This window comes from Halobaculum sp. XH14, assembly GCF_032116555.1.
In the GTDB taxonomy this organism is placed as follows: domain Archaea; phylum Halobacteriota; class Halobacteria; order Halobacteriales; family Haloferacaceae; genus Halorarum; species Halorarum halobium.
In genome coordinates, this window is sequence record NZ_CP134949.1 from 1750031 (window position 1) to 1763033 (window position 13003).

The following is a 13003-nucleotide window of genomic DNA, read 5'->3' on the forward strand; positions in this document are numbered from 1 at the left end:
TCCCCCATGGAACTCCGCGTTTTGGACAAGACGGACGAGGAACTCCGCATCGAGGTCGCGGGCGAGGACCACACGTTCATGAACGTGCTCAAGGGCGCACTGCTGGAGTCCGACGGCGTCACCGCGGCGACCTACGACATGAACCCCGAGCAGTCCGGCGGTCAGACCGAGCCGATCCTCTCGATCAAGACCGAGGCGGGCGTCGACCCGCTCGACGCGCTGGAGGACGCCTCCGACGCAGTGAGCGACCGGATGGGAACGCTGTACGAGGACATCGAGGACGCGTTCGCCTCGGCCGCCTGAACCGGACTCGAACGCCGGACGGATCGCTCGCGCCGACTCAGTTCTCACGGACTCGCTCGCCCGCCCGCACCGGAACGTCCAGCCAGTTCGCCGTCGGGATCAGCGGACACTCGTAGGCCCCCGAGTACGCGCAGTACGGGCTGTACGCGCCGTTGAAGTCGAGCACCCACTCGCCGTCGTCGGTGCGGTCGTCCGGGTCCTCCAGGTCGAGGTACCTGCCGGCCGGATACGTCTCCTCGCCGCTCGTCGCGTCGCGGAACGGCACCCAGAGGCGACCCTCGTCGCCCGGTGACCGGTAGGCCTGCAGCGTCACCGACTCGCCGGCCAGTTCGAACCGGAACTCGCCGACCGCGAGGTAGCGCCGCTCGCCGTCCTGCGTCGTCTCGACGGTGATCTCCTCCGGGTCGTCGTGCTCGTGCAGGGTCGTGACGATCCGGTAGTCGGGATCCGGGTCGAAGTAGTCGAGGCCATCGAACTCGTCGCGGTCCGCTTGCGGTATGGGGGACTGCGGGTGCTCCGCGAAGAACTCGTCCTTGTGTCGACGCTGCTCGCGGACCGCCTCGACGTACTCCTCCTCGGTGCTCATGGACGGTATTCGGTTCTCGAACGGGAAGAAGCTACGTCGCTCGTGTGCAACCCCGATCCGAGACGTTCCCGGAAACGTCGCAGGGGTGGGCCTCCGGTCGCGTCTCAGCGTCTGATCGGCAGGGCACGCTCGTCGAGGTACCGCTTCACCTCGTCGATGCCGTACTCCTCGAAGTGGAAGATCGACGCCGCGAGGCCCGCGTCCGCGCCGGCCTCGGTGAACACCTCGTACATGTCATCGGGACCGCCACAGCCCGACGAGGCGATGACGGGCGTCGAGACGGTCTCACAGACCGCCTTCGTGAGTGGGATGTCGTAGCCGTCCCTGGTCCCGTCGGCGTCGATGGAGTTGACGAACAGTTCGCCCGCGCCGCGCTCCTCGGCCTCCGCGGCCCACGCGATCACGTCGAGGCCGGTCCCCTCGCTTCCCCCCTTCACGGTACACTCGAACCAGCAGGACTCGCCGTCCACCTCGACGTAGTGCTCGCCGCGCTCGTCGAACCGGCGCTTCGCGTCGACCGAGATGACGATACACTGGCTGCCGAACGACTCGGCCCCCCTCGTGATGAGCTCCGGGTTCGCGATGGCTCCCGAGTTGATCGACACCTTGTCCGCGCCGGCCCGGAGCGTCTCCTTGATGTCCTCCCGAGTCCGGATGCCGCCCCCGACGGTCAGCGGGATGAAGCACTCGTCCGCGACCGCCGAGACCGTATCGAGCATCGTCTCGCGGCCGTCCGAGGTGGCGGTGATGTCGAGGAAGACGAACTCGTCGGCGCCCGCCTCGTTGTACTTTTTCGCCAGTTCGACCGGGTCGCCGGTGTACTGCAGGTCCTCGAAGTTGACCCCGGTGTAGACGGCCGCCTCCCCGTCGTCGTCGAGGGCAACGTCGATGCAGGGGATGATGCGTTTCGTGAGGGGCACTGTCCCGACGTTCGGTCCTGGGGCGTTTCACCGTTTCGACAGCGACAGTCGGAGCTCGGTCAGGACGATTAAGTACCGAGGCGTCGGAGGCTGGGGTATGGCCGACCACCACGAGCACGAACACTATCGGGAGTTCGACGACGAGCGGATCACCTCGCCGATGCAGTCGTTCGCGACGGGGCAGGTGCTCACGGGCGCGCTGATCGCGCTCGTCGGCATCGCGGTCGCGTTCGGCGTCCCGCTGCTTCTCGCCTGAACGGCCGGATCGGGTGCCGCATCGGCCGACCGATCGCTTCAGGTCGACCCGTCTTCGACGCTCACCGTCACCGTTCCAGCCCCCTGGCTGGCGTCCGCCGATTCGACGAACGACTCGTCGCCGAGGTACGCGACGACCGTCTCCGCGCCGACCCGCTCCGTCCTGATCGGTCCCTCGCCGGGTCGGGCCTTCCGCCACTCCGCGAACGCCGCCTCGAACTCCGTCGCGTTCGCCCGGTCCTCGAACGTCAGCGCCCAGGCGTAGCCGACGGTCCGGCCGCTCGCGGACGTGTCCCTGAACGCGACGCGGCGGTCGCCGGCCCAGCCGTCGGCGCCCCACGCGGCGACGGATTCGTTCATCGGGCTCCCGAGCACGACGCGGACGAACAGTTCGCCGAACGAATCCCGACTCCCCGGAACGACCTCCCAGCCGTCACCGTCCCTCGAGGCCACGTCCGGGTTCTCGACCGGCTCGCTGCCCGGCTCCGCGCCGTGGATCAGCTCCTCGGTCGTCCGGGGCGGATCGCGGTAGATCTCCCGGGTCTCCGCGGGCGAGTCGACGCGGCGGTCCGCGTAGCGAGCGCCGAAGTAGTAGGGAGCGAGGCCGAACCGAACCGCGCCGCTGCCGTTCCGGTAGCGCTCGCCCATCGTTCGGATCGGCATCGCGTTGTCGGAGCCGTACCGCTCGGCGTAGGCCGACTCCGTGTACGTGGCGATCCCCTCGGTGATGCTGCGCTGGACCAGCGAGTCGTCGGTCGTGGGCCGGCCCGCGAGGACGCCTTCGGACGTCCGTCGGAACGCCCCGGTCCGGTACTGGACGACGTGGACCGACTCGTGGGCGAGCGTCCGCTCGGTGTCGCCGGTCCGGTTGAGGATGAGCCGGTTCACCGTCACCGTCTCGGGGCCGGAAACGTAGGCGGCGGCCGTCAGTGCGCGGTCCCGGTCCTCGGGAATCCTGATGCCGAGGAGCCGGTAGAACTCGGGGTAGCGGCTCGTCCCGATCCCCATCCGCGCGTTCGGCTCGATCACCACTTCCTCGGGCGGGGCGGTGTCCGTCCGGTTCACCATGACCGTCACCCGCGCGTGGACGAGCGAGTAGTCCACCGGAAGCACACCGCCCTCAGTCTCGATGTCGTATGTGTCCGCGAGCGACCGGGGTGCCGGGGTCGCGTCCGGCTTCGTCGGCGTCGTCACCGTGGTCGCGTTCGGGGCTGGCGTTTCCGTCCGGTCGACGCCCGACGGGGCCCCGGCGCCGTCGGCGAGCGGTCCCGACGGACCGACCGAGCCGCCCGCGCCACAGCCCGCCAGGACGAGGAGAAGCGCGACGAGGACCGTGGTCGATCGCATACGAACCGATTGACGGCGAACTCCCTAAGCCTACTCCCGGCCCGTAACGGGGGTACTGCTGCTGGAGGGAGCTAGTCGAGTTCCCGCTCGATGACGCTCCGGAGTTCGCGTATCTCGTCGACGTCGTACTCGATTCGCTCGTCGCCGACCGTGAGCGAGAGCGTCGAGTCGCCGGTCGCGGTCCCGAGCCGTTCGACCGGCGCGAGTCCCTCGAACGCCGAGACGACAGCGTCGGCGTCGGTCGTCTCCACGACCGCGCGCCCCGGCGTCTCGTCGAACAGCGAGGGGGCGTCAGCGACGGTCGCCTCGACGCCCGCGTCCGCACCGACCAGTTCAGCGAGCGCGACCGCGAGGCCGCCGTGGCTCACGTCGTGGACCGCGAGCGTGGCTTCCCGTGTTGTGACGTCGGCCAGCGCCTCGAGGACGGCCGTCGGGTCGTCCGGCAGGGCCGGGAACCGGTCGGTCCCGCCCACCTGCGCGAGGTACTCCGAGCCGCCGAGCGCGTCGCCCGCCTCGCCGACGAGCAGCAGTTCGCCCTCGCCCGTGACCGACGCGGGCGGGGCCGAGTACTGGCCCGTCGTGCCGATCATCGCAAGCGTGGGCGTCGGCGGGATCGGGCCCGCAGCGGAGTCGTTGTACAGGGAGACGTTCCCCCCGACGACCGGGACCGACAGCTGTGAGCACATGTCCGCCAGCCCGTCGACCGCCTCCGCGAACGCGCCGTACACCTCCGGTTTCTCCGGGTTTCCGCCGTTCAGGCAGTCGACCGCCGCGAGCGGGCTCGCCCCCTTCGCGGTGAGGTTCGTGGCGTTTTCGAGCGCGACCGCCCGTGCGCCCTCGTACGGGGCCGCGTCGGTCCAGCGCGGCTCCGCGCCCGCCGAGAGCGCGACGCCTACGTCCGCCTCGCGGACGGCGATCACGGCCGCGTCGTCGCCCGGTCCGACGGCGGTTCGGGTCCCGACCTCGTGGTCGTACTGGCGGTACACCCAGCGCTTGCTCGCCGTGCTCGGGGTTCCGACGACCGCCTCGAACGCGTCGGCGAGGTCGCTCGTCGGGAGGTCCCGATCCGGCTGGCTCGGCTCCGCTCGCGGGAGGTCGTTCATCGGCGCGCCGTCGGCGAGGTACTCGGCGGGAACGTCGACGACCGTCTCGCGGTCACCGTCCGGACCGTCCGAGGCGCTCCGTGCCCCGCTCCCGGCGAACGTGCAGACGTAGTTCCCGTCGGTCACCTCCCCGATGACCGAGCAGCCGAGGTCGAACCGGTCGGCGATCTCGCGGACGCGGTCGACGTCGCCGGGGCGAACCTCATAGCACATCCGCTCCTGGGACTCGGCGAGCAGGATCTCGAGCGCATTCATGTTCGGCTCCCGCTGGTGAACGGCGTCGAGGTCGATCCGGGCGCCGAGTTCACCCTTCGCCACCAGTTCCGAGGAGGCACCGCCCAGCCCGGCGGCACCGAGGTCGCGCGCGGAGACGAGCAGGCGCTCGTCGAGGAACGCCTCGTTCGCCTCGATGAGCCGCTTTTCGGCGTATGGATCGCCGACCTGCACCGCGGGTCGGTCCTCCGTCTCCGCGTCCTCCGCGAGGTCCTCGGAGGCGAACGACGCGCCGCCGAGGCCGTCCCTGCCGGTACCGTTGCCGACGAGGACGAGCTTGTTGCCAGGTTCCTGCGCCACCGCCGTCACGAGTCGGTCCGCGGAGGTGAGTCCGAGGCAGGCGACGTTGACGAGCGGGTTGCCCTCGTACCCCTCGTGGAAGGCGACGGAGCCGCCCACGGTCGGCACGCCGATGCAGTTGCCGTAGTGGCTGATTCCCTCGACGACGCCCTCGAACAGATAGCGGGAGTGCTCCCGGTCGAACGGGCCGAAGTAGAGCGAGTCGGTCAGCGCGATGGGGTACGCGCCCATGCTCATCGTGTCGCGCACGATGCCGCCGACGCCCGTGGCCGCGCCGTCGAACGGGTCGACGTAGGAGGGGTGGTTGTGGCTCTCGATGCCCAGCGTGACGTAGGTGTCCCCGTCAGTCGCGTCGCTGGCGGCATCGTCGTCGGCCGCCGTGTCGGCGTCGGGCGACGGCAGCGCGACGACCGCGGCGTCGTCGCCCGGGCCGACGACGACCTGCTCGCCCTCGCTCTCGAACGCGCCGAGCAGGGGGCGCGAGGAGCGGTACGCGCAGTGTTCGCTCCAGAGGTTCTCGAACAGCGCTGCCTCCGCAGGCGTGGGGTCGCGGCCGAGTTCCGCGGTCACGAGTTCGCGGTCCGCGTCGGGGAGACTCATCCACATGTACGGCTACCCTCGGCGGTCAAATGGCTTTTCATGTGCACGGACGTGCCCATTCGTCGCCGGAACGGTCGGACCGCGTATCTTTTTTACCGGCCGCCACAAGCGCCGGACGTGCTATCGGTCGAGCTGCACTGTCACTCGGAGCTCTCACACGACGGGCGCGACCCCGTCGACATGCTGCTCGAACAGGCGGCCGCCGTCGGGATGGACGCGCTGGCCGTCACGGACCACGACGAACTCGACGCGAGCCTGGAGGCCGCCGACCGGGCCGACGAGTACGGCCTCGTCGGCATCACCGGGATGGAGGTCACGAGCGCCGCCGGCCACGTGCTCGCGCTCGGCATCGAGGAGCCGATCCCGGCCGGGCTCCCGTTCGACGACACGCTCGACCGCATCGCGGACCAGGGCGGGCTCTCGGTCATCCCGCACCCGTTCCAGAAGTCCAGACACGGCGTCGAGCCGCACGTCACCGACGAACAGCTCGCCCGCGCCGACGCCATCGAGGTGTACAACTCCCGGCTGCTCACCGGCCGCGCGAACCGGAAGGCCGAGGCGTTCGCGCTCGACCACGGCGTGCCGATGACCGCCGGCAGCGACGCCCACATCGCGGAGATGGTCGGCCAGGCCGTCACCGAGGTCGGGGCCGACGACCGGACGCAAACGGCCGTGCTGGACGCGATCCGCGAGGGTCGGACCAGCGTCGTCGGCCAGCGAACGCCCTGGCACATCTCCTTCCGGCAGGCCGCCGGCGGGGCGAAGCGCCGCGTCCGGCGACGGATGGCCCAGTTCCTCTGACGTGACGCGGATCGACGGCGCTCCGGCGGAACTGGTCCGCGACGCGCTCGCCGACGGCGACCCGCTCCCGGGCGGGACGGGCTTTGCCGGCGAACTCGACGGCGCGCTCGTCCGGGACGTGCTCGGCCGCCGGCCGGTGTTTTCCGAAGCCGACGAGCCGGGAGCCTGGAGCTTCGACCCGACGACGCTTCGGGCGCCGACCCCGGTTCCCGCGGGCCACGTGCGGACGGAGGACGGCGACCGGCGAGTCTGGACGCTTCCGGACCCGGAGCCGACGGCCGGCCTCGAGGCGCAGCGGTCCGTCACCGACGCTGTCGTGGACTCCGCCACTGCGGTCGATCCGGACGGGCTCGCGGTGGCGTTCTCCGGCGGCGTCGACTCCGCGCTCGTGGCCGCCGGGGTTCCGGACGCGCCGCTGTACGTCGCGGGGTTCGAGGGGAGCCACGACGTCGCCGCCGCCCGGGACGCCGCCGACGAGACGGGCCGGGAGCTCACCGTGGTCGAACTGTCCCACGACGACCTTCGACGCGTCGTCCCCGAGATCGTCGCGGCGACGGGTCGGAGCAACCCGATGGACGTGGGGATCGCGCTCCCGCTGTACCTCGTCGCCGAGCGCGCGGCCGCGGACGGTCACGGTCGGCTCGCGGTCGGGCAGGGCGCGGACGAACTGTTCGGCGGCTACGCGAAGGTGGTCTCGCCCGGCTCCGACCACCGGGTCGAGGCCGACACGGTCCGGGGCGCGCGCCGCGAGACGGTGCTCACGCTCCCCGATCAGTTAGAACGCGACGTGCTCGCGCTCCGGGCCGCGGGGGTCGAGCCCGTCGCGCCGTTCCTCCGGGACTCGGTCGTCGAGGCGGCGCTTCGGCTTCCCGGCGACCGGATCGCCACGGGGGACGAACGGAAGGTCGCGCTCCGGGCGGCCGCGACGGATCTGGTCCCCGAGTCGGTACGGACCGCGGACAAGAAGGCCGTCCAGTACGGGACGTACGTCTCCCGGGAACTCGACCGGCTCGCCCGTCGGGCCGGGTTCAAGCGACGGATGGAGAACCACGTCGGGCGGTACATCGAGTCGCTGCTGGAGTGAGTAGCCAGAACAAGGGGGAGTCACGGCCACCCCGTCGGAGCCGCGTTCAGCGGAAGTCGGCCCGCCCCTCGGCCTCCAGCAGTTCGTGGTACCGGTTTCGGATGGTGACCTCCGAGATGTTCGCGACCTCGCTCACCTCGCCCTGTGTCACCTTCTCGTTCGTGAGCAGCGACGCGGCGTACACGGCCGCGGCGGCGAGCCCGACCGGCGACTTGCCCGAGTGGATGCCAGCTTCCTTCGCGCTCTGGAGCAGGGTTCGGGCGCGGCGCTCCGCCTCGTCCGAGAGCCCGAGATCGGAGGCGAACCGGGGGACGTAGCTCTCGGGGTCGGCCGGCTGGATCTCCAGTTTCAGCTCCCGGACGACGTAGCGGTAGGTGCGGGCGACCTCGTCCTTCTCGACGCGGGAAACGTTCGAGATCTCGTCGAGCGAGCGGGGGGTGCCGGCCTGGCGGGCGGCAGCGTAGAGGCTCGCGGTGGCGACGCCCTCGATCGACCGGCCGGGCAGGAGGTCGTCCGCGAGCGCGCGCCGGTAGATGACCGACGCCGTCTCGCGGACGTTCTCGGGCAGGCCGAGCGCGCTGGCCATCCGGTCGATCTCCCCCAGCGCCTGTTTGAGGTTCCGCTCCTTCGAATCCCGCGTCCGGAACCGCTCGTTCCACGTGCGCAGTCGCTGCATCTTCTCCCGCTGGCGACCCGAGAGCTGGTTGCCGTAGGCGTCCTTGTCCTGCCAGCCGATGTTCGTCGAGAGCCCCTTGTCGTGCATCATGTTCGTCGTCGGCGCGCCCACGCGGCTCTTCTCGTCCTTCTCGGCCGAGTCGAACGCACGCCACTCGGGCCCGCGGTCGATCTCGTCCTCCTCGACCACCAGCCCACAGTCCCGGCACACCGTCTCGCCCCGTTCGGAGTCGGCGACGAGGTCGCCGCCGCACTCGGGACACTGGAGGTCTTCACGCTCCCGTTCTGATTCGAGCTCGTCGGCCTCTCGCTGCTCGGAACGCTCGTCCGTGTAGTCGCGGACGTTTTCACTCATTATCTGGTGGGGTGGGACCGGGGAGATGGCTCTCCGAGTTGTTCAACGTAATATACTATTGGGCGTGAAGCGGGTTAAACGTGGTGGCGACGTACGGGCGTGTAGCGACCCGAACGCGCCCCGAGGATCCGGTTCGAGCGCCGAGTCGGGCGAGGGAGTACGTGCTATCGAAACCCTTACTCCCGGTCCGGGCCAGCCATCGACCATGACTGACACCTCCGACGCGGACGGGACCGCCGGCGCCGGGGACGGCGTCGACTCCGCCGAGGTCCGCCACGTGGCCGAACTCGCCAGGGTGGACCTGAGCGACGAGGAGGCCGCGTCGTTCGCGGCGCAGTTCTCGGACGTGCTCTCGTACTTCGAGGCGCTCGACGAGGTTCCTGCCGTCGAGGACGAACCGGAGCTCGTCAACGTGATGCGAACCGACGAGGCCCGCGAGGGACTCGACCAGGAGGCGGCGCTCTCGAACGCTCCCGAGTCGGAGGAAGGGTTCTTCAAGGGGCCGCGGGTGTCGTAGATGACCGACTACAACGCCATCGTCACCGAGGCGACCATCGAGGGAGCCGACGAGGGCCCGCTGGCCGAGAAAACCATCGCCGTCAAGGACAACATCTCGACGGAGGGCGTCCGGACGACGTGCGGATCCGCGATGCTCGAGGGGTACGTGCCGCCCTACGACGCGACGGTCGTCGAGCGCGTGCGGGACGCCGGCGCCACCGTCGTCGGCAAGGCGAACATGGACGAGTTCGGGATGGGCGGCACGACCGAGACGTCCGCCTGGGGCGCGACGAAGAACCCGGTCGACCCGGAGCGGGTCCCCGGCGGTTCCTCGGGCGGGTCAGCGGCGGCGGTCGCTGCCGGCCGGGCTGACCTCGCGCTCGGCTCCGACACCGGCGGCTCGGTCCGGAACCCCGCGGCGTTCTGTGGCGTCGTCGGCATCAAGCCGACGTACGGGCTGGTCTCGCGCTACGGCCTCGTCGCCTACGCGAACTCGCTCGAACAGATCGGTCCGCTCGCGCCGACGGTCGAGGAGGCCGCGGAGCTGTTGAGCGTCATCGCCGGCCCGGACGAGAACGACGGGACGACGAGGGACGCGGGCGCGGACGCCGACTACGCGGCGGCCGCCGACGGCGACGTCGACGGCCTCACGGTCGGCGTCCCGACGGAACTGGTCGAGGGTGCCCACGGGGCGGTCGTGACCGTGTTCGAGTCTGCGCTCGCGGACCTCGAATCGCGGGGCGTCGACACCGTCGAGGTGTCCCTGCCGTCGGTCGACCACGCGGTCCAGGCGTACTACGTCATCGCCATGTCGGAGGCGTCCTCGAACCTCGCGCGGTTCGACGGGGTTCGGTACGGCGTTTCCGGCGGCGAGGGCGACTGGAACGAGTCGTTCGCCCGCGCCCGCGAGGACGGATTCGGCCCCGAGGTGAAACGTCGGATCCTGCTGGGCACGTACGCGCTCTCCGCCGGCTATCACGACAAGTACTACAAGAAGGCGCAGGACGCCCGCGCCTGGGTGAAACGGGACTTCGACGAGGCGCTCGCGGAGGCCGACGTGCTCGCGACCCCGACGATGCCAGTCCTTCCCCCGAAACGCGGCGAGAGCCTCGAGGACCCGCTCTCGCTCTACCTGATGGACGCCAACACCGTCCCCGTCAACCTCGCGAACCTCCCGGCGATCTCCGTTCCCGCCGGCGAGGCCGACGGGCTCCCGGTGGGCATGCAGTTCGTCGGACCGAAGTTCGGCGAGGAGACGATCGTGCGGGCGGCGAGCGCGGTCGAGGAATAAGAGCCGACCGGCCAGTTCGACGCCATATGTCGGGCGATTTCCGGCTTCGTGATCGGAACGATGGCTTTTCGGAGTCCCCTCGTTCAGTCCGAGGACATGTACGTGGTCATCGTCGGTGCCGGCAACATCGGCACGCCGCTCATCGAACTCGCGGTCGACGGCGGGAACGAGGTCGTCGTCGTCGAACGGGACCAGGAAAAGGCGGAGGCCGCCGCCGCCGAGTTCGACTGTCTGGTCATCAACGACGACGCGACGACGCGGGACGTCCTCGAGGACGCGGGCGCGGAGCGTGCCGATGCGCTGGTCTCCACGACCGACCACGACGCTACGAACATCATGGTGTGCCTGCTCGGGAAGGAACTCGAGGTGCCCGAGATCGTCTCGGTCGTCCACGACGAACGACACATGGCGCTGTTCCGTCGGATCGGCGTGAACACCATGGAGAACCCGCAGCGACTCATCGCGGAGTACCTCTACCGGGCGGTCAAGCGTCCCTCCATCGTCGACTACATGCGGGTCGGACAGGAGGCCGAGGTGTTCGAGATCCGCGTGGCCGAGGACGCTCCGATCGCGGGCGAAACGATGGAGGAGGCCCGGGACGCCGGCCACATCACGGACGACATGCTCGTCGTCGCCATCGAGCGCGACGGCGGTGCAGATCCCATCACCCCCCGGGGAGGAACGAGGGCGCTTCCCGGCGACCTCTGTACGGTGTTCTCCGGACGGGGAGCCACCCCGGAGGTGACGGACGTGTTCGGCCACTTCGAGGCGAACGCCGATCGTGGCCCCAACGGCGGCGGGGCGACGTGAGATGAGTCGCCGTCGGACGGTCGCGGGAGTGCCGGCGGACCTCGCGATCGTCGCCAGGGACGTGGGCTCGCTGCTGGTGATGCAGGCGACGATGATGACGGTCACCGTCGTCCTGGCGCTCGCGTTCCGCGAGTTCTACCAGGCGTTCGCGTTCCTGCTGGCCGGCGGACTGACGGTCACCGTCGGGTTCGGGGCGCGCATGACCTTCGCCGACGCCCCGGCACCGCGGATGAAACACGGCATGGTCATCGCCGCCACGGGGTGGTTCTGTACGGCCCTGTTCGGCGCGCTCCCGTTCCTGCTTTCGGCGTTCGTCACGCCGTCGGCCGTCGCCGCGTCGTTCGTTCCCCAGGGGGCCCAGTACGCGGAGTCGAGCCTCCGCTACTTTCGAGACCCGCTCCACGCGCTGTTCGAGTCGATGTCGGGGTGGACGGGGTCCGGCCTCACGATGGCAATCCACGAACCGTCGCTCCCGCGGACGCTGCTCTGGTGGCGGTCGTTCATCCAGTGGGTCGGCGGCGTGGGCGTCATCGTCCTCACGGTGTCCGTCCTCGCTCGACCGGGGAGCGGGAGCTACGCGCTCTACAGGAGCGAGGCCCGCGAGAAGCGGATCCACCCGAGCATCATCTCGACCGTCAGGACGCTCTGGAAGATATTCCTCGGGTACACGTTCGTCTCGGTCCTCGCCCTGTTCGTCGCCATCAGGACGAGCGACTACGGCTCGTCGCTCCCCCTCGTCGAGGCGGCATGGCAGGCGCTCAACCACGCCATGACCGGGCTCTCCACCGGCGGCTTCTCCGTCACGGACGACTCCATCGCCACGTACGACTCCCCGCTCATCGAGGCCGTCCTGCTGCCGGTGATGACGGTCGGTGCAATCGCGTTTCCGGTCCACTACGGCGTCCTCCGGAACCGGGACCTCACCCGCCTGGCCGACGACCTACAGACTCGCTGGCTGTTCCTCCTGCTCGGAGCGGGATCGGCGCTCCTCGTCGCTCAAAACGTCTCGGCGCTCGAGTACGCGAGCGGGGCGTTCGGCGCGACCGACTGGCTCGGCATCGGGTCGCTGATCGGCCCGACCGCCGCGGACGCTGCCAGGGACAGCGCGTTCCAGTTCGTCAGCGCGCTCACCTGTACGGGGTTCCAGTCGTCTTCGATCGGCGAGTGGAGCGCTGGCGGCAAGCTCGTCGTCTCCTGTGCGATGGTCGTCGGCGGCGCGGCGGGGTCGACGGTCGGCGGCATCAAGATCATCCGCGCGTACACAATCGGCCGCGGCATCGTCTGGCAGTTCGGGCGCGTGTTCCTCCCCGCGAACGCGGTGGTCACCGCCGACATCGGTGACCGGACCCTCGACCGGAACGAGATGAACCGCGAGTTCGCCGAGGCGGCCATCGTCTCGCTCCTCTGGGTGATTCTGCTCGTCGTCTCGTCGTTCGTCCTGACGAACGTCGTTGGCCCCTCCTTCGGCTACGAGGACGCGCTGTTTGAGGTCGCCTCCGCGCAGGGGAACGTCGGCCTCTCGACGGGTATCACCGGTCCGGCGATGCCACCGCTCGCCGAAGCCATGTTCCTGTTGAACATGTGGGTCGGTCGCCTGGAGATCATCCCGGTGCTCGTGTTCGGGCGCTCGCTACTGTTCGGGATGGACCCGTAACCCGAACTGACTGGACGGTTTCACATCACTTATGTACTCCCGCTACCCGAAGTGAGAATAGTGTATAGAGAGTCGTTATTCGGTGTTTTCTGACTACATCCAGTTCGAGCGAAGTTTTCAATTTCATTCACCGTTCGAATTTACAGGA

General features: G+C 69.7%; 13 protein-coding genes. 8 read left to right on the plus strand and 5 right to left on the minus strand.

All coding sequences use genetic code 11. The features are described from left to right. The first annotated feature begins 6 nt into the window (after positions 1 to 6). Positions 7 to 303, plus strand: a complete 297-nt coding sequence (locus RJT50_RS08990) for a DNA-directed RNA polymerase subunit L (RefSeq protein ID WP_313690886.1) — start codon at positions 7 to 9, stop codon at positions 301 to 303. Between the two features lie 37 nt (positions 304 to 340). Here the strand turns inward: RJT50_RS08990 and RJT50_RS08995 are convergent, their stop codons facing one another. Next, complete coding sequence (locus RJT50_RS08995; RefSeq protein WP_313690887.1) at positions 341 to 889, minus strand: DUF1684 domain-containing protein; 549 nt, start codon at positions 887 to 889, stop codon at positions 341 to 343. Positions 890 to 993: 104 nt separating this feature from the next. Then, positions 994 to 1809 (minus strand): imidazole glycerol phosphate synthase subunit HisF, encoded by an 816-nt coding sequence (gene hisF, locus RJT50_RS09000; RefSeq protein WP_313690888.1) that lies wholly within the window; start codon positions 1807 to 1809, stop codon positions 994 to 996. A 97-nt stretch (positions 1810 to 1906) separates the two neighbouring features. On the opposite strand from hisF, the gene RJT50_RS09005 reads away from it, so the two are divergent. Then, a complete protein-coding gene (locus RJT50_RS09005; protein ID WP_313690889.1) occupies positions 1907 to 2065 on the plus strand; it encodes a DUF7550 family protein in 159 nt (52 codons plus the stop codon). 38 nt (positions 2066 to 2103) lie between these two features. On the opposite strand, the gene RJT50_RS09010 is transcribed toward RJT50_RS09005, so the two are convergent. Together RJT50_RS09010 and purL are read right to left on the minus strand one after the other, a co-directional pair. After that, positions 2104 to 3411 carry a hypothetical protein gene (locus RJT50_RS09010; protein ID WP_313690890.1) on the minus strand — a complete coding sequence of 436 codons (1308 nt, stop codon included), beginning with the start codon at positions 3409 to 3411 and terminating at the stop codon, positions 2104 to 2106. A gap of 71 nt (positions 3412 to 3482) precedes the next feature. Continuing rightward, positions 3483 to 5687, minus strand: coding sequence for a phosphoribosylformylglycinamidine synthase subunit PurL (purL, locus tag RJT50_RS09015; protein ID WP_313690892.1), 2205 nt, complete (start codon positions 5685 to 5687; stop codon positions 3483 to 3485). Positions 5688 to 5804: 117 nt separating this feature from the next. Between purL and RJT50_RS09020 the strand changes: the two genes are divergently transcribed. Both RJT50_RS09020 and RJT50_RS09025 read left to right on the plus strand, forming a co-directional pair. After that, positions 5805 to 6488 (plus strand): PHP domain-containing protein, encoded by a 684-nt coding sequence (locus RJT50_RS09020; RefSeq protein WP_313690893.1) that lies wholly within the window; start codon positions 5805 to 5807, stop codon positions 6486 to 6488. A gap of 10 nt (positions 6489 to 6498) precedes the next feature. Beyond that, positions 6499 to 7572: an asparagine synthase C-terminal domain-containing protein gene (locus RJT50_RS09025; RefSeq protein WP_313695956.1), complete on the plus strand. Its 1074-nt coding sequence runs from the start codon at positions 6499 to 6501 to the stop codon at positions 7570 to 7572. A gap of 46 nt (positions 7573 to 7618) precedes the next feature. Here RJT50_RS09025 and RJT50_RS09030 read toward each other — a convergent pair whose 3' ends face one another. Continuing rightward, positions 7619 to 8602, minus strand: a complete 984-nt coding sequence (locus RJT50_RS09030; RefSeq protein WP_313690894.1) for a transcription initiation factor IIB — start codon at positions 8600 to 8602, stop codon at positions 7619 to 7621. Positions 8603 to 8807: 205 nt separating this feature from the next. Here RJT50_RS09030 and gatC point away from each other — a divergent pair, with 205 nt between their 5' ends. The 4 genes from gatC (at position 8808) to RJT50_RS09050 (ending at position 12855) form a co-directional block, all read left to right on the plus strand. Continuing rightward, entirely contained in the window at positions 8808 to 9119 is a 312-nt protein-coding gene (gene gatC, locus RJT50_RS09035) for an Asp-tRNA(Asn)/Glu-tRNA(Gln) amidotransferase subunit GatC (RefSeq protein WP_313690895.1), read from the plus strand. After that, positions 9120 to 10391, plus strand: a complete 1272-nt coding sequence (gatA, locus tag RJT50_RS09040) for an Asp-tRNA(Asn)/Glu-tRNA(Gln) amidotransferase subunit GatA (RefSeq protein ID WP_313690896.1) — start codon at positions 9120 to 9122, stop codon at positions 10389 to 10391. Positions 10392 to 10487: 96 nt separating this feature from the next. Further along, positions 10488 to 11201, plus strand: coding sequence for a potassium channel family protein (locus tag RJT50_RS09045; RefSeq protein ID WP_313690898.1), 714 nt, complete (start codon positions 10488 to 10490; stop codon positions 11199 to 11201). A gap of 1 nt (position 11202) precedes the next feature. Then, on the plus strand, positions 11203 to 12855 hold the full coding sequence (locus RJT50_RS09050) for a TrkH family potassium uptake protein (protein ID WP_313690900.1): 1653 nt from the start codon (positions 11203 to 11205) through the stop codon (positions 12853 to 12855). The last annotated feature ends 148 nt before the right edge of the window (positions 12856 to 13003 follow it).

Excerpts from the sequence above, each read along its gene's own strand:
- RJT50_RS08990 (WP_313690886.1), top strand. The coding sequence starts at position 7 with ATGGAACTCCGCGTTTTGGACAAGACGGACGAGGAACTCCGCATCGAG.
- RJT50_RS09030 (WP_313690894.1), bottom strand. The coding sequence starts at position 8,602 with ATGAGTGAAAACGTCCGCGACTACACGGACGAGCGTTCCGAGCAGCGA.
- gatC (WP_313690895.1), top strand. The coding sequence starts at position 8,808 with ATGACTGACACCTCCGACGCGGACGGGACCGCCGGCGCCGGGGACGGC.
- purL (WP_313690892.1), bottom strand. The coding sequence starts at position 5,687 with ATGAGTCTCCCCGACGCGGACCGCGAACTCGTGACCGCGGAACTCGGC.
- RJT50_RS08995 (WP_313690887.1), bottom strand. The coding sequence starts at position 889 with ATGAGCACCGAGGAGGAGTACGTCGAGGCGGTCCGCGAGCAGCGTCGA.
- gatA (WP_313690896.1), top strand. The coding sequence starts at position 9,120 with ATGACCGACTACAACGCCATCGTCACCGAGGCGACCATCGAGGGAGCC.
- RJT50_RS09045 (WP_313690898.1), top strand. The coding sequence starts at position 10,488 with ATGTACGTGGTCATCGTCGGTGCCGGCAACATCGGCACGCCGCTCATC.
- RJT50_RS09010 (WP_313690890.1), bottom strand. The coding sequence starts at position 3,411 with ATGCGATCGACCACGGTCCTCGTCGCGCTTCTCCTCGTCCTGGCGGGC.
- RJT50_RS09005 (WP_313690889.1), top strand. The coding sequence starts at position 1,907 with ATGGCCGACCACCACGAGCACGAACACTATCGGGAGTTCGACGACGAG.
- RJT50_RS09050 (WP_313690900.1), top strand. The coding sequence starts at position 11,203 with ATGAGTCGCCGTCGGACGGTCGCGGGAGTGCCGGCGGACCTCGCGATC.